Here is a 20884-nt window from a genome sequence, read left to right as displayed (position 1 = left end):
GCCGTTTGCGGGCAGGGGAGTACCCTCGGCCGCCCATGGCCCTGTCTGCCCTCGAAGCGCTGCCGGTCGTGCTCACTGCCCTGCGCTCGGGTCGGCGCAAGCGGGTGCTCGGTGCCGAGGGGGGCTACCGCGGCCTGCTCCTGGCCCGGGCCATGGCCGATCCCGAGACCGACGCCCCCCTGGTCTACGTCGCGCCGGACGACACGACCGCGCAGACGGTGGCCGCCGACGTGGCTTTTTTTGCCGGCAGTGGCGAGGGCGCGTCGGCGACGGACGCCGGGCCCGTGGGCAGCAACCAGCGGGTCCTGACCGTGCCCGAGATCGACGTCTCCCCTTACGGCGACGTGTCTCCAGACCCGCGCAGCGTCGGGGCCCGGATGGCCGCCCTCGAGCGCCTGCGGGCCGGCGAGCCCGAGCTGATCATCCTCAGCTTGCGCAGCCTGATGCGCAAGACGATCCCCGCCGAGGCCTTCGCGCAGCTGTGCCGGACCTGGGCGCGGGAGGGGGAGCTCGGCCGCGAGGAGGCGGCGGCCTTCCTGAGCGCCGCGGGCTACCGCCGCGTGGACGTCGTCGGCGACCCGGGCTGCTTTGCGATCCGCGGCGGCATCATGGACGTGTGGGTGCCCCTCGAGCGCTTCCCCGCCCGGCTGGAGTGGTGGGGCGACGAGATCGAGCGCATCCGCGTGTTCGACCCGGACAGCCAGCGCAGCCTCCGGGAGGTCCGCTCGATCCGCGTGCACCCGGTGCGCGAGACGGTGGCCACGGGCTCGCGGACCACGGCCAACGCCCTGCGCCTGGCCGTGCTCGAGCTCGGCGATCGCATCGAGGTGCCGAGCAGCGCGACCCGCCAGGTCATCGCCAACCTCGGGGCGGGCGTGGACTTCTTCGGCATCGACGCGCTCACGCCGGTGTTCCACGACGGGCTCGCGTCGGTGGCCGACTACCTGCCCGCCAACGCGCGCTGGTACCTCGACGAGCCCGAGGCGCTCGTGGGCCTGGGCGAGCGCATGGCCGACGAGCTCGACTTCGAGTACCGCCGCGCCGTCGAGGCCAAGCACCTCGTCGCGGCCCCGGAGGACTTCTTTTGCACGCGCGAGCAGCTGCGCGAGCAGCTGCGGGGCGCGGCGGTGGTCGGGGCGCGGCTGGACCTCTACGACCCCGAGCAGACCAAGGGCGACCGCCGCGGGGTGATCCGCGTGGACCTGGGCCGCAACGCCCCCCTGCGCGCCAAGCTCGAGGCGGCCCGGGGGCAAAAGGGCGGCGAGCTCCTGCGCCCGGTCGTCGACCACATCCGCGAGCTCGGCGTGCACGCGGACGCGACCCTCGGCGGGGCGCTCGACCCGAGCGAGCGCGATCCCTGGGACGTGGTCCTCGTCGCGCCCAACACCACCCACGCCGAGCGGCTCACGGCGATGCTGCGCGGCTACGGCCTGCGCCCCGAGGGGACGAGCAAGCAAGAGCGCGAGCACAGCAGCGGGGCGGGCGGGGCCATCGAGCTGGGCGGTCTGGAGCTCCAAGCCCCGCGCCTGCGGGTGATCGCGGGCACCCTGTCCGAGGGCTTCGCCAGCGAGGGTGACCGGCTGCTGGTGGTCTCCGAGTCCGAGATCTTTGGCCCCGTGGCGCGCCGCGAGGGTCGACGCAGGCGTCGGCGCAAGGCCGGCGTGGCCTCGCTCTCGCAGCTGAGCATCGGCGACTACGTGGTCCACGTGGTCCACGGCGTCGGCCGCTACGTGGGCCTGACCAAGCTCGCGGCCCAGGGCGTGCCCGGTGACTTCGTCATCGTCGAGTACGCCAAGAAGGACAAGCTCTACCTGCCGGTGCACCGCATCGGCGAGATCGAGCGCTACGTCTCGGCCGAGGCCAAGGCGCCCAAGCTCGACCGCATGGGCGGCCAGACCTTCCAGGCCAAGGCCAAGAAGATCCGCTCCGACGTCCGCCAGCTCGCCGAGGAGCTGCTGCAGATCTACGCCCAGCGCGAGGCCATGACCGGCCACGCCTTCGCCCCCGGCGGGGACATGTACGCCGAGTTCGAGCAGACCTTCCCCTTCGAGGAGACGCCAGACCAGGCCGACGCCATCGACTCGGTCCAGGACGACCTGAGCAGCCAGCGGCCCATGGATCGCCTGGTCTGCGGCGACGTCGGCTTTGGCAAGACCGAGGTCGCGCTGCGGGCCGCGTTCAGGGTCGCGGCGGCGGGCAAGCAGGTGGCCGTGCTCGCCCCGACCACCGTGCTCGTCCAGCAGCACTACCTGACCTTCTCCGAGCGCATGTCGGCCTTCCCCCTCGAGGTCGGGGTGCTCAACCGCTTCAGCTCGCCGGCCGACCGCAAGCGGACCCTGGCGGGCATCAAGGACGGGACCGTCGACGTGGTCGTGGGCACCCACCGCCTGCTCAGCCGCGACGTTCGCTTCAAGGAGCTCGGCCTGGTCATCATCGACGAGGAGCAGCGCTTTGGGGTCAAGCAAAAGGACCGCTTCAAGAAGCTCAAGACCTCCGTCGACATGCTCACGCTGACGGCCACGCCCATCCCCCGGACCCTGCACATGTCGCTGCTGGGCATGCGGGAGATCAGCATGATCACCACGGCGCCCGTCGACCGCCTGGCCGTGCGCACCTACCTGACCCGGCACAGCGACGTCGTGCTCGAGGAGGGCATCCGCCGAGAGCTGGCGCGGGGCGGGCAGATCTTCTACGTCGTCCCGCGGGTCATGGGCATCGAGGAGCACGCCGTGCGCATCCGCGAGCTCGTGCCCGAGGCCCGGGTCATCGTCGCTCACGGGCAGATGCCCCCCGAGATGCTCGAGCAGACCATGGTCGACTTCGTGCGCCACGAGGCCGACGTGCTGGTCTCGACGACGATCATCGAGAGCGGCCTCGACATCCCCCGGGCCAACACCATGTTCATCGCCCGCGCCGATCAGTTCGGCCTGGCCCAGCTCTACCAGCTGCGCGGGCGCATCGGCCGGAGCAAGCTGCGGGCCTACTGCTACTTGATGGTCGCCTCCCTCGAGCGCCTGTCCGAGGACGCGCGCCGGCGCCTCGAGGCCATCCAGCGCCACAGCGAGCTGGGCGCGGGCTTCAACGTGGCCAGCCAGGACCTCGAGATCCGCGGGGCCGGGGACCTGCTCGGGCGGCGGCAGTCGGGCAGCATCCAGGCCATCGGCTTCGAGGCCTACGCGCGCATCCTCGGCGAGGCGGTGGCCGAGCTGCGCGGCGACCCCATCTCCCAGGAGACCGACCCCGAGGTTGCGTTCGACGTGCCGGCCTTCTTGCCCGACACCTACGTGGAAGACGTCGGGGCGCGCCTGGACTTCTACCGCCGGCTGAGCACCTCGCGCGACGCCGACGAGGTCCGCGAGGTGCTCGAGGAGCTCCACGATCGCTACGGCGAGCTGCCCGTGGAGGCCCGCCACTTTGGCCTGATGATGGCCTGCAAGAGCTACGGGCGACGGCTCCGGGCCACGGCCCTCGAGCTCCGGGCGATGCGCTTTTCGATCCGCCTGAGCCCGGAGACGCCGCTCTCGCCCGAGGTCGCCCTGGGTCTGTCCGACGCCACCGACGGCCGGGTCCGGCTGGCCCCGGGGGGCGAGCGGATCCTGGCGACCATCCCCAACCGCCAGGGCAAGGACTGCTCGCGGCAGCTCGAGGTCTGCGAGGGGGTGCTGGCCGAGCTGGCGACCTACGCCCGCCTCGATCAGGCGGCCCAAGGCGGGGCGGGAGGCAGGCGCCGGGGCAAGACTGCTCTTCCCCGAAACCGCCGTCGATGACCCCCTAGCTGAGTCTCGAGTGCGTTCGCATTTGACGCAGCTCGGCGCGAGGGGGTAGATGTGCGGAATGCGCCGCGCATCCTCCCTCGCTCTGCTCCTCGCCCTGGCTGCCTCGACCCTCGCTTGCAAGACGCCGATCCCCGAGAGCTTCGACGCCTACGTGCCCGCCGATCTCCGCGGCGACGTCGAGATGGCCATCGAGGCCAAGGGCAACGACTTTGGCGCCGACGACATGCTGATGATCGCCTACGCCAAGGGGACCGAGGACGCGAAGCTCGACGAGCTCTACACCAAGCACCTCACCGGCGCGGGCTTCACGGAGCTGGCGAACTGTCCGATCGACGGCGAGCCGGGCTCCCGGGACTTCATCAAGGCCCCCGCCGAGCACGTGCAGGTCCACTTCCGGTTGCCGGGCTCGGCCGAGGCCGGGCCCATGCTCAACGTCTTCCACTCCAAGAAGGTGATGGAGCTGACCATGCCCGAGGGCTGCGCGTTCTCGGACGCCGCCAAGGATCTGTGCGCCGAGCTGACCGACGACAGCTGCAAGCTGCCGGAGTGATTCAGCCAGCCAGCTGAGCGGCGAGGGAGCCGTCGCTCAGCATGCCCTGGAGCTCCGCGTTGCCCCCGACCAGCGTGCCCTTGACGAACACTTGGGGGAAGGTCGGGTAGCCGCTCCACATCTTGATGGCCAGGCGCTGGCGCCAGCCCTTGGTGTAGCTGCCGTACTCCAGGTAGGTGAAGGGGATGTCGGCGTTGCGCAGGCCCAGGCGGGCCTTCTTGACGTGGGGGTTGGTCGCCATGCCGACCACGACCACGTCCTGGCTGTTCACCGCGTTGATCACGGCCTCGAGCACGTCCGGGTGAAAGGCCGCTTGCTGGCGGCGGACGGTCTCGCTGCACGCGTCGGAGGGGTGGACCGGGCGGGGGGAGTTGGAGTCGGCCATCGGCGTTTGTCTAGCCGATGCGAGGACCCGGGTCGAGGGGGGCCGGGGGGGTGCCGAGCTGGCAGGGGCAAGCCCTGCGCGGATCACATCTCGGACAGGTCGAGGGTGTGCTTGATCTGATCGATGCGCATCAGCCTCTGGCTGAGGGCAGCCGCGGCCTCGCGGCCATGCTCGACCCGCTCGGAGGCGAAGAAGAAGGACGAGCGGTGCAGGTCGACGAAGCCGTCCTGCATGTCTCGCATCTTGGCGAGGAGCTGGCGCGCGAGCAGGTTGTCGGGGCCGTCGAAGTCGGGGGCCCGGCGCATCCAGATCTCGACGATGGCGTCGGGCGGATCGCTGGTCCCCTGGCTGACCTGCATGCTGATGTTGTCCTGGACCGCGAGGGTCGTGCTGATGGCGACGCGAGCTGCACCCAACTCGTCGGCGATGTCTTTGACGACGAAGCCGTATTCGTTGAGTTTGTCGCGAAACTCAGCCACCGAGAGTGCCGGAAGGCGCCTGAGGTTTTGGACCAGCTTGATCATATCGACCCACCTCCAGCGCAGATCCTACCATCGCAGGCGGCGAATCCCAGCAAATGTGCCAAAAGAATGGCCAGCCTTGGCTGGGTGAGCCCGCTCAGATGTCCCGTGGATCAGTCCCTGCCTCACCCTGGGGTACCGGGGAGGACAGCCGCTGTTCCGAGGCCAAGTCTGGAAAGAATGCTCAGGGACTGTGAAGTTTTCACAGTCCCTATCCACTTTAGCCGTCGTGGACGACGCCACGCCCTCCCTGCCCCACGTCCACGACTCAGTCGCCCTGCAAAAAGTTCATAGTTTCTCGCACGCGCTGAGCCGGGTGATGGTGCCCGTGGCGACGTTATCCCAGTGGAAGCAGTCGTCTTCGCCCATGCAGCCCAGGCACGGGCCGACGTAGCGGGTGTCCTGGCCGTCGAAGAAGTGCCACGCATTGTCATTGCCGGCGCAATCCTCGGCGCTCTCGCAGCACACGGGCGAGCTCGAGCACATGGTCATGTGCCCGTACTCCTCCCGGTACTTGGCGATGAGGTCACCGCAGTAGCCGTTGAGCCAGTCGGCGTAGCTGATCTCTTGCCACCCGGTGCAATCCCCGCAAAAGTCTTCGCCCTCTTGGGGGGAGCGGCACGAGAACCGCACGCAGCGGCCCGCGCCCGTCAGGCACCCGCCGGGCCCAAAGCAGTCCGTGCCGCACGAGGCGTTGCAGTCGTTGCTGCAGTCGTCGTTGTCGTTGGTATTGCCGTCGTCGCAGCCCTCGACGCCCTCGTGGACGATGCCGTCGCCACACACGGCGTCGTTGCAGCTGATGCAGGCGTCGGTGCTGACCTCGTTGGCGTCGTCGCACTCCTCGACCCCGAGGTGGACGATGCCGTCGCCGCACACGGCGTCGGTGCAGGCGTTGGTGCACGCGTCCTGGTCGACGTCGTTGGCGTCGTCGCACTCCTCGACGCCCGCGAACACGTAGCCGTCGCCGCAGGTCGCGGGCTGGCAGGCGGGGCAGTCGTCGTCGGTGTCGTCGTTGCCGTCGTCGCAGCCCTCGCCGTCTTGGAGGACGCCGTCGCCACAGGTCGCGGACACGCAGGTGTTGCTGCAGTCGTCGTCGTCGACGCCGTTGCCGTCGTCGCAGGTCTCGACGCCCTCTTGGACGTAGCCGTCGCCGCAGGTGGCGAGCTGGCAGCCGGGCACGCAGGCGTCGGAGTCGACGTCGTTGCCGTCGTCGCACTCCTCCCCGGCCTGGACGACGCCGTCGCCACACACCGGCAGGGTGCAGGCGCTCGTGCAGCTGCCCTCGTCGGCGTTGGCCGTGCCCTCGTCACACTCCTCGCCGTCTTCGACGACGCCGTTGCCACACTCGCCCTGGCCGGCCTCGTCGGTGCCCGCGTCCGCGCCGACCTTGTTGTCGGGCTTGACGAAGCAGCTCGACAGGACGGCCAAGCTCAGGGGGAGGATGCACGTGGACCAGCGCGCGAACATGGTGCCGTTGTAGCACGGCGTCAGCGCGCCTTGATGTAGCGAAAGCTCAGCCCAAAGCGCGCGAGGTACTTGCGCAGGCGGTCGGCGTCGTTGACCGAGCGACGCCGGGCACGGGACGCGGAGAACAGCGCTCGACCAGCGGCCGACGCCGTCGCGCTGGCGCGACACAGGCCAATCACGTCGGTGAGCTGCACGCGATCGAAGCGGTCGAGCTGCTCGAGGGCCTCGGCGTCGAGGAAGTCGGCGAGATCGAGGGTCGCCGTCTGGCCCGCCCGGGGTTGGGGGCCTGGAGCGGGGCCCGAGCTGGGCGTGGGCGTGCCCGAGCCCGAGCCCGAGGTCGCAGCAGCGGCGGGGTCCGGCCGTCGCCACTGCCGACGCAGGCGCTCGAGCTCCTCTTCGACCAGGGCCTCGTCGATGCGCCCGCCCTCGGCGAGGGTGGCCATGCGCTCGACGGCGGCCGAGAAGTCGCGAAAATTGCCGGGCCAGGTCGCCGCCTCCGAGCGCGCGAAGGCGAGGAAGCGGGCCCGGGCCTCGCGGTTGAAGCTGACCCGGCCGCGGCCGCGCTCGCGCCAGCGATCGAGCTCGTAGTCGAGGTTGGGCTCGATGTCCTCCGGGCGCTCGCGCAGGGCCGGGAGCGCGAAGGTCCACAGGTCGATGCGCGCCAGCAGGTCTTCGCGAAAGCGCCCGCGGGCGACCTCGGCGCGCAGGTCTCGGTTGGTCCCGGCGATCAGCTGAAAGTCGCTCTCGCGCTCGCGCTCGCTGCCCAGGGGCATGAAGCGGCGGTCCTCGATGGCGCGCAGCAGCATGGCCTGCTCGTCGAGGCCGAGCTCACCGATCTCGTCGAGGAAGAGCAGGCCGCCGTCGGCCGCGAGCAGCAGCCCGTCGCGTCGACTCGTCGCGCCAGTGAACGCTCCCTTTTCGTGGCCAAACAAGGCCGACATCGCGGCGTCGCCGCGCAAGGTCGCGCAGTTGACCTCGACGAAGCGCCCCGCGATCCGCCCCAGCGAGCGGCGATCGCGGGCGAGCTCGTAGATGCGCCGGGCCAGCCGGGTCTTGCCCGTGCCGGTCGGCCCGGTCAGCAAGATCGGCGCGCGGCTGGCCAGCACGACCCGCTCGATGCGCTCGATGAGCGCGTTGAAGCGGGCGTTGCGGGTCTCGATGCCGGCCTTGAGGAAGGACAGATCCTCGGCCGTGCGCGCGGCGAAGCGCGAGGCGATCTGGTCGTAGCGGGACAGATCGAGGTCGATGATCCGCACCGTGCCGGGGTCGCTGCGCTCTTTGCCCAGGCGGGTGTCCGGGGGCGAGCTCTGCAGCAGCTTGGCCGGCAGCTCGCGGGTCTCGGTCAGCAGGAACCAGCAGATCTGCGCGACGTGGGTGCCGGTGGTGATGTGCACCAAATAGTCCTCGTCCTCGGGGGAGAAGGACTGGGCGCGGACGAAGTCGAGCAAGATGGCGTAGACCGCCTCGAAGTCCCAGGGGTCCTCGAAGTGGGTCGGGTGGCAGCGGACCTCGGTCTCGGGGCTGACCTCGCGGATGTCGGCGACGACCTCTTCGGCGAGGCTCCGGGCCCGATGCGCCCGGCGCTTGCCCGTGGCCGTGGACCGCTGGGCGTCGGTGACCTCGGGCTGGGTCAGCAGCTCGAGGCGATCGATCACGAAGTCTTCGTGGCGGCAGATGTCCACCGTTGGCCGCCAGCGCTCCCACCGGTTGCGCCCGCCTCGATCGAGGGTCGGACCGAGCAGGCCGAGGACGACGACGGGGCGCCGCGTCTCGCCCGCGTCGGGGCCCCCGGAGGCCTTGGACGAGGGGCGAGGGCGGGCGCACATGGCACGGGAGGGTAGCAGACGTCCCGTCGGCAAAGGCGGCTATGCTCCGCCCCATGACCCGCTCTCGCCTGCTCTCGCTGATCTCCGCGAATACCCTGAAGGCCTCGATCCTGGCCGCGCTCGTGTCGGGCGCGTCCACGGGCTGCATCTTCTCGACGGCCCCGAGCGCCGAGGACGAGGAGACGAGCGGGGCGGACGACGTGGGCGAGGGGGGAGACGAGAGCGAGTGCCCGGAGCCGGCGGAGACCACCGGGGGAGAGGGCGGGCCGCCGGTGGCCGAGGACACCCTCGAGCTGTGCTCGGACGGGATCGACAACGACTACAACGGCTTCGTCGACTGCGCGGACTTCTCGTGCTCGATGTCGGAGGATCAGGCGATCCTCGACTACTGCGCCAACTTGCCGCCCGAGGACACCCTCGACCAGTGCATGGACGGGATCGACAACGACGGCAATGGCTACACCGACTGCGAGGACTTTGGCTGCTCGATGTCGGAGGACCAGGCGATCCTCGACTACTGCGCGAGCTTGCCCTCGGAGACGAGCGTCGAGCAGTGCTCGGACGGGATCGACAACGACTGCAACGGCTTCACCGATTGCCAGGACTTCTCGTGCTCGATGTCCGACGACCCCGCGGTGATGGAGCTGTGCGGGGGCATGAGCGAGGACAGCGTCGAGACCTGCTCGGACGGGATCGACAACGACAACGACGGCTACATCGACTGCGACGACTTCGACTGCTCGATGTCCGACGACCCCGCCGTCAGCGGGCTGTGCTCTTGAGCGCTCGCGCTCGCGGCGTGTAGGTGCGCGCGGCGGAGCTTGTGCCACGCCGCGATCGCGGCGTCCGAGCGGACCAGGGCGTGGTCCGCCGCCGTGCAGGCCTGGGGCTCCGCGCTCGCGCTCATGCGGCGATCGTCGGGCTGTACGAAGGCGAACTCGAACCACATGCTGAGCCGCGCCGAGAGCTTGTCGATCACCGCGCCCAGGCCGGTCTCGACCCGGTAGCAGGCCCACACCCAGGTGCGCTGCTCGTCGATGGGGCACAGGGCCACGGACGCGTCGACGCGCGGGCTGAACTTGAGGTAGATGCCGCTGGGGAAGGCGCAGTCGAGCTGGAAGTGCACGACGGGCTCGGTGCTGCCGTCCTCGCGCTCGAGGGCCAGCGCGGCCTTTTGGTAGATGCGCTCGCCCTCGACGCGGCATTCGTAGGGGTCGAGGCGCGCCGCCTTGCCGCGCCAGGGGTCGAGGCCGTGGTGGGCGAAGGGGAAGTGGTGGAGGTCCTGCATCGCCTCCATGGTCCGGGTGAAGCTGACCTCCCAGACCTCGGTGTGCGTCGCCGTGCGGCGGCCCTCGACGGGGGAGCGCTCGAACCAGGGGAGCTGGGCGGTGGGCTCGCGCTCGCCGTACCACATCCAGATCAGCCCGTGGGCTTCGCGGACGATGGGCCGCTCGCGGACGTGGAGCTTGGCGGGCACCCGGGCGCCGCGGCCCTCGCAGGGCAGGGCGACGCACTCACCCCCGGCGCTCCAGCGAAAGCCGTGGTAGGGGCACTCGATCTCGCCCTGGCGCACGCGGCCCTGGGCCAGATCCGCGCCGCGGTGGGGGCAGGCCGCGGGCATGCACGCGACGGCGCCGGCCTCGTCGCGCCACAGCACCCAGCGCCGTCCGAGGCGCATGATGCCGAGGGGCTTGGTGGCCCTCCGGCCCCGGGCCGGGAGGTCGGTGGACGGGGCGATCGGGTACCAGGCCTCGGGGATGAGGACGGGCTCTCGCCGAGGGGAGAGCACGGGGAGGGCGGTGCGCAGGCGATCGTTCATGCTTTCTTGATGCCCTGGACGCCGCTGGCGTGGATGACCGCGGACGCCCAATCGATTGACCCGACGCGCCATGGGCGGGCGCCGGCCTGCGCGGGGCTGAGCCGAAACCCGGCGAGAACATCACCATGACGCGCGGGAGCGCCCGGCTCACCTTGGGCCCCAAATGGAAGGAGGCCGCGATCGTGCTAGGTTCTCTGCCGGCCAGCGGGCCGAGTCGAGTTCGCAGCTCACGTGAAGGCACGACTTCAGCCAGGAGACCCCATTGGTCGCTACACCGTCATCCGCCACCTGGGCACGGGGGCCATGGGCGAGGTGGTGGCGGCCTTCGACGAGGAGCTCAACCGCAGCGTGGCGATCAAGGTCATGCGCCGCGGTCGGCCGCGCTCGCGCTCGATGATCCGGCTGCAGCGCGAGGCCCAGGCCATGGCCAAGGTCTCCCACCCGAACGTGGTCGCGGTCTACGACGTGGGCCGCCACGGCCTGGACGAGCAGGTGTTCATCGCCATGGAGTACGTCGACGGTCCGACGCTCGCGGAGTGGACCCGCGAGCGGCGGCCATGGCGGGAGATCCTCGACGTGTTCATCGGCGCCGGTCGAGGGCTCGAGGCAGCGCACGCCGCCGGCCTGATCCATCGCGACTTCAAGCCCGAGAACGTGCTGCTGACGAGCGATGGCGTCGCAAAGGTGTCGGACTTTGGTTTGGTGCGCGCGTCCGCGGACTCGATCTCGGTGGAGGATCCGGGGCGGTCAGGGTCCCTGGCCTTCCCGCCCTCGCTCGACGAGTCCTTCGAGGTGCTGGTGGACTCGCGGGCGAACACGGTGAGCGAGGACCCCTTTAGCGAGCGCCTGACCCGAGCGGGCGCGATGGTCGGGACGCCGGCGTTCATGGCCCCCGAGCAATTCCTGGGCAAGCCCGCGGACGCGGCGGCCGATCAGTTTGCGTTTTGCGTGGCGCTGTACAGCGCGCTCTACCGCGCTCCGCCCTTTGGGGGCGCCGACGTGGCGGAGCTGCGCGGGGCGGTGCTCAGCGACAGCCGCATGCCTCGGCCGGGCGATCGAGAGGTTCCGGGGTGGCTGGCGGCGGTGGTCGAGCGAGGCCTCGCCAACGCCCCTGAAGATCGCTGGCCGTCGATGAGCGCGCTGCTCCATGCGCTCGAGAAGGACCCCAGCCTTCGTCGCCGGCGGTGGCTCGCCGTCGGCGGCGTGGTCGCGATCGTCGTGGGCGCGGGCCTCGGCCTCGCGTCCATCGAGCAGGCCGAGCGTGCGCGCTGCGAGGCGGAGGGGGAGGTCGCGGCGCAGCGCTGGGACACGGCGGCGCCGCGGGTTCGCGAGGCCTTGCTGGGGACCGGGCTGAGCTTCGCTCCGGAGCTGTGGGCACGCTCGGAGCGCTCCTTCGAGGGCTGGTCCGAGCGTTGGCGGCCCGCGCGGGTGGCCGCGTGCAGGGCAGCGCGCGAGGAGACCGAGGACGCGAGCGCGGTCGTGGCTTGCCTCGACGCGCAGCTCGACGACCTCGACGGGACCTTGGAGGTGCTCCGGTCGAGCGATCGGGTCACCGGGAGTTACGCCCTCGAGGCCCTGGCGCAGCTGCCCAACCCCGCGCGCTGCGAAGACCCGCTGTGGCTCCGGGCGCAGACCCAGCTCGACGACCGCACAGAGCGCGAGCAGGCGTCCTCCGTGCGCCGCTCGATCGTTCAGGCGCGCTTGTTGAGCCAGGCGGGCCGGAGCCGCGGCGCCTACAACCTCGCTCGAGCGATCGTCGCGGATGCGCCGCAGCAGGGGCCGCTGAGCGCCGAGGCGCGCCTGGCCCTGGGTCAGGCTGCCGAGGGCGCCTCGGACTACGGCGAGGCCCGCGAGGCCCTCGAGGCCGCGCACTACGAGGCCGAGGCCTTCGGCCACGATCGCGTCGCGCTGACGGCCGCCCTCGAGTTGAGCCACGTCTACGTGTTGCTCGGGGACGCACAGCGCGGGAAGGAGTGGTTGCGTCGAGCCGACGCCCTGACCCGCCGCCTGGGCTCCCTGAAGGAAGACCGCGTCCGACTGCTGGCCGCCGAGGCCGAGCACCACTACCTGGTCAAGGACTACGAGCCCGCGACTCGCGTGGCCTGGGACTACCTCACCCTGGCCGAGGCGACCTACCCTGCGAGCCACCCCCAGGTCGCCGAGGCCCTCGACACCGTGGGCAAGAACCAGGCCGCCCTCGGTGAGATCGAGGGCGCGGTGGAGACCTTTACCCGAGCGCGGGAGCGCTACGCCGACAGCTTTGGCGCCGAGCACCCGAGGGTCATCGAGGTCGAACTCCATCTCGCGCGAGCCAAGCGCGACGCGGGCGACGTGCCCGCAGCGATCGTGGCCTTCGAGCAGGCCCTCGCTCGCCTCGAGGCGGAGTACGGCGAGGATCAGCTGCAGGTGTTCACGACCCGGCGCTTGCTCGTGGACACCCTGCTCCGGGCTGGGCGGCGCGACGAGGCCCTGGTCCTCCAGGAACAGACCATCCCCATCGCCGAGCGCCTGTTCGGGCCGGACAACGTCCAGCTCGTGCCGTCGTTGACGGCGTCGGCCCGGCTCTACCGTGGCTTCGGGCGCTTCGAGGAGGCCCAGGCCATGCTCGAGCGCGCGGAGGCCATCGCGCGCGCGGCCTACGGCTCCGAGCACATCGACACGATGGTGACGACCTACGAGCTCACCCGCCTGCGCGAGCAGCGAGGCGAGTCCCCCGAGGTCTTGCTGCCGCTCTACCGCCAGGTGTTCACGGCCTTCACCAAGGCCTACGGCCTCGAGCACGACAACACGACCGTGGTCCTCAGCATCATCGGCCAGGCGCAGTGCGAGCTCGGGCGCTACGACGCCGGGCTGGCGGATCTGCGGCGGGCCACGCAGCTCATCGGCGAGGACGCGACCCGGGGGAAGATCCGGGTGACCATCTTCCAGTCGATGCTCATCGAGTGCATGGCCGAGGCCGGGCACTGGGAGGACGCGCTCCCGATCATTCGAGAGGCCCTCGCCACGCGCGCGGCCGAGCTCGGCGACGCGGACCCGGCCCGGTCGGTGTTCCTCTACAACCTCGTCGACGCGCTGCTGGCCACGGGCGACCTCGAGGGGGCCCTCGCGGCCAGCGAGGAGACGCGCACGATCTTCGAGGCCGAGCCGCCGAGCACCCTGGCTGGGCGGGTGGACTACTGGAACAACCGGGCTCGGGTGTTGCATGTCAGCGGCGCCGATCCGCAGGCGGCCCGCGCTCTCGTCGACGAGGGCCTCGCGGCGATCGCCGCCGCGCGTGATGGGGAGCTCGCCAAGGGCCAGAGCCCCGAGTCGATCGAGGCCCTCGCGGCCCGGCTTCGGGGCTACCGCAAGCCTCCTCGAGGAGGCGCCTGAGCAAAGCCCCGAGCCCCGAAGACGGGGCCGAGAGCGGCCTGCTAGCATCCCCGCGATGGCCGAGCCCACCATCCTCGCGCGCTTGCTCGACCCCTTGGTCGCCACGTGCCAGGAGCTGGGCGGCGCAGGGCTGGCCATCGAGCTGGGCGAGCGCGCCGCCAAGCTCGACGACCCCGATCCCGACGCCCGCGTCCCCCTGGTGCGCTACTACGAGCTGCTCGAGTTTGCCCACGAGCGCTGCGGCGAGCCGCTGCTGGGCGCGCGCATGTCCCTGGCCATGGACCCGGCGGCGCTGGGCATCCTCGGCTTCCTCGCGGTCACGAGCCCCGATCTCGGCACGACCTTCGATCGCTTCATCCGCTACCAAAACCTCCTGGTCGAGGGCGAGCGCAGCACCCTCGAGCGCGAGGGGGACGAGGTGGTGTTCCGGGTCGAGAATTGGGGTCCGCCGCGCCTGGCTCACCAGGTGTGGAACGAGGCCGCGATCGTCGACATGATCGTCAACGGGCGCCGCCTGGCGGGGGCGAGCTTCGAGGTCCGCGAGGTCCGGCTGCGCCACCTCGCCCACGCCGGCGCCAGTGCCCTCGCCGAGCTGCTCGACGCGCCGGTGCGCTTTGGCGCCGAGGACAACGCCATGGTCGTGGACGCGGCCGCGCTCGCGCTGCCCATGCCCTCGGCCGACCCGGCGATGTTCGCCTTTTTCGACCGCGAGGCGAGCCGGCGGCTGTCGGAGCAGTGGGCGGCGCGGCCGGGCGTGAGCGAGGGCCGATCGACGCGCGAGCAGGTGCGCGCGGTGGTCGAGGTCGCGCTGCCGGAGGGTGTGCCCTCGGTCGAGGCCATCGCCGCGCGCCTCGAGCTGTCTCCGCGGACCTTGCAGCGCCGCCTCCACGACGAGGGCAGCTCCCTGCGCAAGCTCGTCGACGCGCTGCGCCACGAGCTCGCGCTGCGCCACCTCGCCGGCGGGGTGTCGATCGCCGAGGTGTCCTTCCTGCTCGGCTTCTCCGAGCCCAGCGCCTTTCACCGCGCCTTCCGCCGGTGGACGGGGAGCACGCCGCGAGCGTGGCGGGCTGCGCGTCTGAGCCCGGAGGGCGCGTGAGCGGCACGCTGCGACTCGCGGTCCTCGACGCCCGCATCGCGGCCACGGTCGGGCAGATCAAGCGCAGCGATCCGGGCTGGCCGTGCTGCGCCGGCTGCGACGATTGCTGCCGATCGCTCGCGGAGCTCCCGCGCATGGGGGCGTCGGAGTGGGCGCGCCTGCGCGGGGCGATCGAGGCCCTGGATGCCGAGGCGCGTCGGCGCGTCGAAGCTGGCGTGGCGGCGCTCCGAGAGTCGAGGCGGGGCGAGGCCGGGCCGCGGACCTGCCCGCTCCTCGACGGCGACGCCGGCCTGTGCCGGGTCTACGCCGCGCGCCCCCTCGCGTGCCGCAGCTATGGCTTCGCCGCCACGCGCAGCGGCGATCTGTGGTGCGGGAAGGTCGAGGCCCACGTCGAGGCGCGCGGGCCCGAGGGCCGCCGCGCGCTGATGCAGGTCAACCATCAGGCCGTCGAGGCGCAGGTCGAGGCGTCCGAAGAGGTCCGCGATCTGCTCGCGTGGTGGGCCGAGCTGCCCGCCCCTGCGGCCGGGTGAAGGCCGGACTCGGGTCGAGCCCGCCGGGGTCCGGAGGCGGTGTGTAGAAAAGTGTGCCGATGCGCGGGCGACGGAATGCGAGCGTTTTGACCCGATGGCTCGCATTCTTTACCGGATAGTTTGAGTCGTTGAAGCTCTCCTTCACGGCGTTTTTTGTGCATCTTGCTTCCGTCACCTCCACCCCAATCGGGACCTTTTCACGTGATGGCACCAATGGACATGTCTGGCAGTTTTCGCTGGCCGACGCTGATCGACTACCTCGTTCTCCTCGACGAAGAGGACGTGAGCGTGGGCCTGAGACTGTGGATCGGCGCCCTCGAGGTGGGCTTCGTCGGGGTCGAGACCGGGCAAGTGTGCGTCGCGCGGATGCCGGGAGTGGACGGGCGCATGGCCCTGGGCCTGCTCGCCGAGCTGCCGGGGGTCCGGGTGGTCCCGGAGCCCTGGATCGCCGACGAGCGCAACGTCGAGGGGCACTGGGAGGGGCACTGGGAAGGACGCTGGCGGGAGCTCGTCGACTGGAGCGTGTGGGAGTCCCTCCCCGATCGGACGCAGCGCCTCGGGCAGGTGCGCGAGGAGCTGGAGGCGATCCGCTCGGGCTCGGAGCCGACGCGGGCAGACAGCGGCTCCAACGAAGACGGCGATGACCGGCGACGGGCGCGGGCGCTGGCGGCGGGGCTGCTGCGCTGGGTCGGGATCGAGGCCTACCTCGACGGCGACCTCGAGGGCGCGCGGGGCTTCCTGAGCGGAGAGGCGGCGCTGCTCCCGGGGGAGATCGTGACCGCGGCGAACCTCGAGCGCCTGCGCGTTCGCTTGCTCGAGGACGAGCTCGCGGCGAGCGTCCTGTCCCTGGGGGAGCGGCGGTGATGGACGCGACCCTCGAGCGGACCCTCGCCACGCTCGGCGCCGCGATCCCCCAGCTGCAGGCGGTGGTGCTGTCGGCGGCGCCCGACGGGCTCATCGCCTGGTGCTGGACTCGAGATCGAGAAGCCGACATCGCGCTCGGCTTCGCGGCCCTCGATCGGGCGGCGGCGCAGTGCCTCGAGGGCTTGGGCTCCGACCTGGACTCGCGCGGCCTGATGCTGACCACCGACGCGCACTCGATCTGCGCGGCGCCGCTGCGCGAGGTCGGCGAGGTCGGCCGCGAGCTGTCGCCGAAGCTCGTGCTGACCTCGGTGTTCGCCGGGGAGATCCAGCGCGGCATGGTCATGCTCCACGGCACGCGGATCCGCATGCGCGTGCGCGAGGCCCTGGACGGGGTGTGGGCCGGCGGGCCCTGGCGCAGGGAGCTGGCCGAGTTCCTGCTGGGCCGCGAGGCGCCCGAGCTCGCGCTGGCGCGGCTGAGCGAGACGAGCGGCGTCGGGCTCCAGCGGCTGGCGCACGCGAGCGAGCTCGACGCGCGCGAGCGCGAGAGCGTGCGCGCGGCCATCGACCGACTGCAGACCGCGCCCTTGCTCAACTAGATCTTCAACCGAGATTCACCATGGCCTACGCCCCTCCAACCCGCCCGCGGGACACCTCTCGCCCCGGCCTGACCTCGCTGATCCGAACGGCTCGTGGGCTGATGACGGTGCAGACGGAGATCGTGGGGGAGCCGGCGCAGCTCGTGACCCTCGTCGACTTCCGTGGGCGGGTGCTCAAGCGCTGGCGGGGTCCAGTGGTCGGCGCGCCCGACGAGCCGGAGGCGGCGGCCCAGGCCCGGCAGTGGCACCGGCAGATCGAGGCGCAGGTCCGCGAGACCCTTCGTCGAGCGGGGGGCGCTCGAGCGCCCCAGCCGGCGCGGGCACAGACGGCGCGGGGCGAGGCGGCGGCCCACCTGTTCGCGGCTGGGGCTCGGGCCTACGCCGCGCGCGATACGGCCACGGCGCGGGCCCTGTTCGAGGCCTGCGCCCAGCTGCTGCCCGATGACCCGCGAGTGCGCGCCGCCCTGGAGCGCGCGACGAGCCCCGGGCGCTGAGCCGAGCTCGGCAGCCAACCGAAACCGTTCCAGTCCCGCGCGCGCGCGGGCCATTGTCCCGTGTTCGCGGGGCGTCACGAGAAAGCGAGAATCATGAGCGTTCAGAGCATTTTGACCAAGACCATGAATGAAGTCCCCAAGGCCGTCGCCGCCGGCGTCGTCGACATGTCCACGGGCATGTTGCTCGGCGTCAAGACCGTCGACAGCCACCCCCAGGAGGTCCTCGACCTCGTCTCGGCCACGACCAAGGACCTGTTCGAGGGCGACAACGTCACGATGATCGAGGACATCTTCAAGCGCTCGCGCGGGGTCCAGAGCAACGAGCGCTACTTCAAGGAGATCATCGTGATGTCCACGAACCTGGTGCATCTGTTCGCCCGGCTCGCGTCCTTGCCCTCGGTGGTTGTCGTCGTCGTGTGCCGCAACGATACGAACCTCGGGCTGGCGTTGATGAAGGTCCGCGCGACGACGTCCACCGAGACTGTCTGAGCCGTGGGCGCGGGAGAGGGGGAGCGTGGCGCATCCACGATGTTGCGCGCCCTTGGACCCAGCGCGTGGCTCCACGTCTTCGAAGCCACGCGTGAGCCTCGTTCATGGGGGCGGCAGCTCACTGCGCTCGCTCCGCATCGACTCCCGAGAAGATCGCTCTTGGGTGTCGCTGGCGTTTCGGTATGCTTGCCGCGAGCTTTGGCTCTGGAGAATGAACGTCATGACCTACCGCGCTGGAAACCTCGTATCCGTCACGCAAACTCTGTTGCTCGGCATTCCTCTGACCCTCGCCCTCGGGGCGTGCACGGACGACGGAGGCTCCGAGGACGACGAGGTCGGTGATACGGGGACCACGGAAGAGGACACCACCGACGAGACCGAAACAGCGGACGATACCGAGACGGGTACCGCGGAGGAAGAGACGGAGACCACGGGGGAGCCCGACCCCAACTTCCCGCTGTGCACCTGCGAGGACTTCCCCGACGCCGGCACCTGCTACGCCGTGCCGGCCGGCGACGCCGAGGCCCTGCTGATCGCGGCCAACTCCATGGAGGACGGCGACGCCCTGGTGATGGGCCTGGGCCACACCGAGCTCGACAACCAGGTGACGATCCGCGCGGACGGCATCTCGGTGTGCGGCCAGGGCATGGGCGAGGAGGGGGACTTCGAGCAGGGCACGACCCTCGACTTCCTCCCGCAGATGAGCCAGTCCAACGGCATCGACATCGTCGGTGACGACATCGTGGTCCGCGACCTGGCCATCGTCGACGCCAAGAAGGACGGCCTGCGCATCGAGGACTCGACCGGCGTCACCATCCAGCGCGTGCGCGTCACGTGGCGCAACGAGAGCGACTCCAACAACGGCGCCTACGGCATCTACCCGGTCAAGGTCACCCAGGTGCTGATCGAGGACTCGGCGGCCTACAACTCGTCCGACGCGGGCATCTACGTCGGCCAGTGCGCCCACGCCATCGTCCGCAACAACGTCGCGATGGGCAACGTCGCCGGCATCGAGATCGAGAACACGCAGTACGCCGACGTCTACGGCAACCTGGCCGAGGACAACACCGGCGGCCTGCTGATCTTCGACCTGCCCGGCAACCCGATCATCGGCCACGACGTCGCCATCCACGACAACATGATCATCGCCAACAACCGGGTCAACTTCGCGCCCGGCGGCACGGTCAAGCAGATCCCCCCCGGCACCGGCACCTTCACCCTCGCCTCGCGCCGCGTCGAGATCTACGACAACGTCTACACGGACAACGGCACCGGCGACATCGCCATCCTCAGCGGCTTGGTCATCGAGGGCGACCCCGCGGCCTGGGGCCTGTCCATGGACGAGCTCGTCGGTGACATCGAGGGCGTGGAGCTCCCGACCGAGGGCGACACGGTCTTCAACTACGAGACCAACAACATCTGGGTCCACGGCAACGAGCACTCTGGCGGCGGGACCAACCCCTTCTTGTCGACGCCCGACCAGGAGCTCGGCGTGCTCTTGGCCCTGCTCTACGCCTCCGACCTGCCCATCGACTCGGTGCTCTACGACACCATCGGCGAGAGCAGCTTCCACACCACGGACCCGGCGGAGAACTCCAACGACAACCACATCTGCATGGGCGACAACCCCGGCGGCAGCTTTGCGAGCCTCTACGTCGAGGTCAACTCGATGACCATGGGCGCGACCACCGACGACCTGTTCCAGCCGGAGGCCCCCTACACGCCCTTCGACTGCGACGCCTTCAGCATGGGGCCGATCGTGCCCCCGGACATGTGAGGACCCGATGACGAGGACTCGAACGAAGCGCGGCTCACTCTTGCCCGGCCCCGGGCCCTTGCCCGGGATAGGGCTTTGGGCCGTGGCCCTGAGCTCGGCCTCCATCCTCTCGTCGTCGGCCTGCGTCGACGACGGCGAGGAGCAGGGGGACGAGGCCGCGGACGAGGTCGGCACCGACGAGAGCGAGACCGACACCGACACCACCTCCGACACCGAGACGGACACCGGCGAGGATCCGGGCTGCGAGTTCCAGGGCATCGACCCCGAGCTCGGCCCGCCGGAGTTCCTGTCGCAGATGTGCCTGATGGACTGGGACGGCCAGGACTTCCTCTACGAGGACAACGTCCAACGCTACGAGCTGAACACGCCGCTGTTCAGCGACTTCGCCCTCAAAGAGCGGGCCATCTACGTCCCGCCCGGCGAGACCGTCGAGTACCGCGACAACGAGGTGTTCGAGTTCCCGGTCGGCACGGTCATCCTCAAGTCCTTTTACTTCCCGGCGGATCTGCGCGAGCCCGAGCTCGACCGCGACCTCATCGAGACGCGGGTGCTGGTCCGCTTCCCCGAGGAGTGGAAGACCTACCCCTACGTCTGGGACCACGACCTGGGCGACGCCGTCTACACGGTCCAGGGGGAGATTCGGCCCGTCGAGTTCATCGGCCCCGACGGCATCGAGCGGACGGCGAGCTACCTCATCCCGCAAAAGAACCAGTGCCTCAAGTGCCACGAGATCAAGGACGAGGCCGACGAGACGGTGGTGACCCCGATCGGGCCGCGGGCGCGGCACCTCAACCGCGACCAGGACTTCGGGGCCGGGCCCGTCAACCAGCTGAGCCACTACGCCGAGCAAGGCTGGCTCACCGGGGTGCCCGCCCTCGACCAGGTCCCCAGCGCCTGGGACATGCGCGAGCTCGCCGACAAGCCCGTGGCCGAGATGAGCCACGAGGAGGTCACCGTCGCGGCCCGCGACTACCTCGACATCAACTGCGCCTACTGCCACAACCCCCGCGGGGTCAACGGCATCTCCTCGCAGCTCTTCCTCAACTGGGACAACGAGGACACCTTCCACCTCGGCTATTGCAAGAAGCCGGGCTCGGCGGGCAAGGGCGGCGAGGATCGGGAGTACGACATCGTGCCCGGCGACGCCGAGGCCTCGATCCTCGTCTACCGGACCGAGACCCTCGAGCTCGGCGCGATGATGCCCGAGTTCGGCCGCAGCCTCGTCCACGAGGACGGCATCCTGCTGCTGCGCGCGTGGATCGACGGCCTGCCGCCGGACGATTGCGAGGCCGAGGGCGAGCCCGATCCGCCGCCGCCCTGAG

General features: G+C 70.7%; 17 protein-coding genes. 12 read left to right on the top strand and 5 right to left on the bottom strand.

The features are described from left to right. The first annotated feature begins 35 nt into the window (after positions 1–35). Positions 36–3767 (top strand): transcription-repair coupling factor, encoded by a 3732-nt coding sequence (mfd, locus tag PPSIR1_RS26220; RefSeq protein WP_006974215.1) that lies wholly within the window; start codon positions 36–38, stop codon positions 3765–3767. A 67-nt stretch (positions 3768–3834) separates the two neighbouring features. Next, positions 3835–4326 (top strand): hypothetical protein, encoded by a 492-nt coding sequence (locus PPSIR1_RS26215; RefSeq protein WP_006974214.1) that lies wholly within the window; start codon positions 3835–3837, stop codon positions 4324–4326. Position 4327: 1 nt separating this feature from the next. Here the strand turns inward: PPSIR1_RS26215 and PPSIR1_RS26210 are convergent, their stop codons facing one another. From PPSIR1_RS26210 to rtcR, 4 genes are all read right to left on the bottom strand, one after another. Further along, a complete protein-coding gene (locus PPSIR1_RS26210) occupies positions 4328–4711 on the bottom strand; it encodes a hypothetical protein (protein ID WP_006974213.1) in 384 nt (127 codons plus the stop codon). 83 nt (positions 4712–4794) lie between these two features. Beyond that, complete coding sequence (locus tag PPSIR1_RS26205) at positions 4795–5190, bottom strand: EthD domain-containing protein (protein WP_157596004.1); 396 nt, start codon at positions 5188–5190, stop codon at positions 4795–4797. A 330-nt stretch (positions 5191–5520) separates the two neighbouring features. Continuing rightward, entirely contained in the window at positions 5521–6699 is a 1179-nt protein-coding gene (locus tag PPSIR1_RS26200; RefSeq protein WP_006974211.1) for a DUF4215 domain-containing protein, read from the bottom strand. A 20-nt stretch (positions 6700–6719) separates the two neighbouring features. Then, positions 6720–8525 carry an RNA repair transcriptional activator RtcR gene (gene rtcR, locus PPSIR1_RS26195; protein WP_006974210.1) on the bottom strand — a complete coding sequence of 602 codons (1806 nt, stop codon included), beginning with the start codon at positions 8523–8525 and terminating at the stop codon, positions 6720–6722. A 53-nt stretch (positions 8526–8578) separates the two neighbouring features. Here rtcR and PPSIR1_RS26190 point away from each other — a divergent pair, with 53 nt between their 5' ends. After that, positions 8579–9307 (top strand): hypothetical protein, encoded by a 729-nt coding sequence (locus PPSIR1_RS26190; RefSeq protein ID WP_157596003.1) that lies wholly within the window; start codon positions 8579–8581, stop codon positions 9305–9307. Here PPSIR1_RS26190 and PPSIR1_RS26185 read toward each other — a convergent pair. Next, on the bottom strand, positions 9238–10344 hold the full coding sequence (locus tag PPSIR1_RS26185) for an aromatic ring-hydroxylating oxygenase subunit alpha (protein ID WP_006974208.1): 1107 nt from the start codon (positions 10342–10344) through the stop codon (positions 9238–9240). The two genes, PPSIR1_RS26190 and PPSIR1_RS26185, sit on opposite strands and share 70 nt — an antisense overlap. A gap of 231 nt (positions 10345–10575) precedes the next feature. Between PPSIR1_RS26185 and PPSIR1_RS26180 the strand changes: the two genes are divergently transcribed. The 9 genes from PPSIR1_RS26180 (at position 10576) to PPSIR1_RS26140 (ending at position 20883) form a co-directional block, all read left to right on the top strand. After that, positions 10576–13716, top strand: a complete 3141-nt coding sequence (locus PPSIR1_RS26180) for a serine/threonine-protein kinase (protein WP_157596002.1) — start codon at positions 10576–10578, stop codon at positions 13714–13716. A 55-nt stretch (positions 13717–13771) separates the two neighbouring features. Next, complete coding sequence (locus PPSIR1_RS26175; RefSeq protein WP_006974206.1) at positions 13772–14812, top strand: AraC family transcriptional regulator; 1041 nt, start codon at positions 13772–13774, stop codon at positions 14810–14812. After that, the gene (locus PPSIR1_RS26170; protein ID WP_157596001.1) at positions 14809–15342 is read left to right on the top strand and encodes a YkgJ family cysteine cluster protein; all 534 of its coding nucleotides are present in this window, start codon (positions 14809–14811) and stop codon (positions 15340–15342) included. Before PPSIR1_RS26175 ends, PPSIR1_RS26170 begins: the two co-directional genes overlap by 4 nt. 219 nt (positions 15343–15561) lie before the next feature. After that, positions 15562–16206, top strand: a complete 645-nt coding sequence (locus PPSIR1_RS26165; RefSeq protein WP_157596000.1) for a hypothetical protein — start codon at positions 15562–15564, stop codon at positions 16204–16206. Continuing rightward, positions 16206–16802 (top strand): hypothetical protein, encoded by a 597-nt coding sequence (locus PPSIR1_RS26160; protein WP_006974203.1) that lies wholly within the window; start codon positions 16206–16208, stop codon positions 16800–16802. The genes PPSIR1_RS26165 and PPSIR1_RS26160 overlap by 1 nt, the downstream gene beginning before the upstream one ends. Before the next feature lie 101 nt (positions 16803–16903). Then, positions 16904–17296, top strand: coding sequence for a hypothetical protein (locus PPSIR1_RS26155; RefSeq protein ID WP_006974202.1), 393 nt, complete (start codon positions 16904–16906; stop codon positions 17294–17296). Positions 17297–17389: 93 nt separating this feature from the next. Continuing rightward, positions 17390–17785, top strand: a complete 396-nt coding sequence (locus tag PPSIR1_RS26150; RefSeq protein ID WP_006974201.1) for a hypothetical protein — start codon at positions 17390–17392, stop codon at positions 17783–17785. A 265-nt stretch (positions 17786–18050) separates the two neighbouring features. Next, positions 18051–19562 carry a parallel beta-helix domain-containing protein gene (locus tag PPSIR1_RS26145; protein ID WP_157595999.1) on the top strand — a complete coding sequence of 504 codons (1512 nt, stop codon included), beginning with the start codon at positions 18051–18053 and terminating at the stop codon, positions 19560–19562. A gap of 82 nt (positions 19563–19644) precedes the next feature. Continuing rightward, the gene (locus tag PPSIR1_RS26140; protein ID WP_006974199.1) at positions 19645–20883 is read left to right on the top strand and encodes an SO2930 family diheme c-type cytochrome; all 1239 of its coding nucleotides are present in this window, start codon (positions 19645–19647) and stop codon (positions 20881–20883) included. The last annotated feature ends 1 nt before the right edge of the window (position 20884 follow it).

It is taken from the genome of Plesiocystis pacifica SIR-1 (genome assembly GCF_000170895.1).
Taxonomy (GTDB): domain Bacteria; phylum Myxococcota_A; class Polyangia; order Nannocystales; family Nannocystaceae; genus Plesiocystis; species Plesiocystis pacifica.
Note: the sequence above shows the minus strand (reverse complement) of the source record. Positions and strands in the feature narration are given on the sequence as shown.

Excerpts from the sequence above, each read along its gene's own strand:
- mfd (WP_006974215.1), top strand. The coding sequence starts at position 36 with ATGGCCCTGTCTGCCCTCGAAGCGCTGCCGGTCGTGCTCACTGCCCTG.
- PPSIR1_RS26215 (WP_006974214.1), top strand. The coding sequence starts at position 3,835 with ATGCGCCGCGCATCCTCCCTCGCTCTGCTCCTCGCCCTGGCTGCCTCG.
- PPSIR1_RS26210 (WP_006974213.1), bottom strand. The coding sequence starts at position 4,711 with ATGGCCGACTCCAACTCCCCCCGCCCGGTCCACCCCTCCGACGCGTGC.
- PPSIR1_RS26200 (WP_006974211.1), bottom strand. The coding sequence starts at position 6,699 with ATGTTCGCGCGCTGGTCCACGTGCATCCTCCCCCTGAGCTTGGCCGTC.
- rtcR (WP_006974210.1), bottom strand. The coding sequence starts at position 8,525 with ATGTGCGCCCGCCCTCGCCCCTCGTCCAAGGCCTCCGGGGGCCCCGAC.
- PPSIR1_RS26190 (WP_157596003.1), top strand. The coding sequence starts at position 8,579 with ATGACCCGCTCTCGCCTGCTCTCGCTGATCTCCGCGAATACCCTGAAG.
- PPSIR1_RS26185 (WP_006974208.1), bottom strand. The coding sequence starts at position 10,344 with ATGAACGATCGCCTGCGCACCGCCCTCCCCGTGCTCTCCCCTCGGCGA.
- PPSIR1_RS26175 (WP_006974206.1), top strand. The coding sequence starts at position 13,772 with ATGGCCGAGCCCACCATCCTCGCGCGCTTGCTCGACCCCTTGGTCGCC.
- PPSIR1_RS26165 (WP_157596000.1), top strand. The coding sequence starts at position 15,562 with ATGTCTGGCAGTTTTCGCTGGCCGACGCTGATCGACTACCTCGTTCTC.
- PPSIR1_RS26160 (WP_006974203.1), top strand. The coding sequence starts at position 16,206 with ATGGACGCGACCCTCGAGCGGACCCTCGCCACGCTCGGCGCCGCGATC.
- PPSIR1_RS26155 (WP_006974202.1), top strand. The coding sequence starts at position 16,904 with ATGACGGTGCAGACGGAGATCGTGGGGGAGCCGGCGCAGCTCGTGACC.
- PPSIR1_RS26150 (WP_006974201.1), top strand. The coding sequence starts at position 17,390 with ATGAGCGTTCAGAGCATTTTGACCAAGACCATGAATGAAGTCCCCAAG.